Origin of the sequence: Acinetobacter sp. GFQ9D191M (assembly GCF_011174875.1) — a bacterium.
GTDB lineage: Bacteria > Pseudomonadota > Gammaproteobacteria > Pseudomonadales > Moraxellaceae > Acinetobacter.
This window is the reverse complement of sequence record NZ_JAALGV010000159.1, coordinates 1-1,045: the sequence shown is the minus strand read 5'-3', so window position 1 is coordinate 1,045 and position 1,045 is coordinate 1. Positions and strand designations below refer to the sequence as shown.

Here is a 1,045-nt window from a genome sequence, read left to right as displayed (position 1 = left end):
ATAATCTCTTAATGATCTTCTCACTACTTCATCAGTAGCAAGCTAGGTCGGCTATATTACTCTCTATCTCTAGAAAGTCAACCAGTAATGAAAATTATTTTTAAACTTTCTTTCTAAAACTCAACTCAACCATTTCATGCTAAGTTACTGTTTTATCAGAAGTTTTAATCTTCATCACCGCCGATGGATGTGCATTATAGACCAATCCCAAGCAAGCGCAACCCCTATTTTTAAGAAAATACTTCAGTTGATTATTATTTCTACAAAATAATCCCATATGCATATTCTTTAATCTAAAAACCCTATTTTTAGATATCTTTTTACTATTTTCATTTTTGAGTTTAAAAAATAGGGGCTATTTTGTTTCAGCTTAATAAAGTGCAATTTAGTTTTTTATTTCCATAGCCGCTCCTGCTTAAAATATTCTTCCAGCTCACTCGAATAAATATTTTTTTTATTTTCACAATCCCTATGAACCTCCCAATAAATGCGACTCACCCATAAAAAGATCTAGGTACATTTAGCTCGACTTATTAAAAACATAATTCTGGAATGAAGAATGAAGAATGAAGAATGAAGAATGAAGAATGAAGAATGAAGAATGAAGAATGAAGAATGAAGAATGAAGAATGAAGAATGAAGAATGAAGAATGAACTTAATAAATAACCAGTTTTTAATCTATTTTTATTTTGATTGCTAAATTTAATTCGTAGTTAAATTTCAGACATAAAAAAACCGCCTGATGCGGTATCTATATAATTAATCATTTTTATCGATGGTCGGAGCAGTAGGATTCGAACCTACGACCCCCTGGTCCCAAACCAGGTGCACTACCAGGCTGTGCTATGCTCCGATGTTCAACTCAAAGAGTTGGGGTGAATGATGGGATTCGAACCCACGACAACCGGAATCACAATCCGGGGCTCTACCAACTGAGCTACATCCACCATTACGGTGTCTTCATTATTTAGACATAAAAAAACCGCTTGACGCGGTATCATTTATCTTAACCACCATGAAGAAGATGGTCGGAGCAGTAGGATT

2 tRNA genes are annotated in these 1,045 nt (G+C 34.3%); both read right to left on the bottom strand.

The features are described 5' to 3' along the window. Positions 1 to 777: 777 nt before the first annotated feature. A tRNA-Pro gene (locus tag G5T77_RS16755) sits at positions 778 to 854 on the bottom strand. Positions 855 to 872: 18 nt separating this feature from the next. Continuing rightward, positions 873 to 948: transfer RNA gene (locus G5T77_RS16750), tRNA-His, on the bottom strand. Between the last annotated feature and the right edge of the window lie 97 nt (positions 949 to 1,045).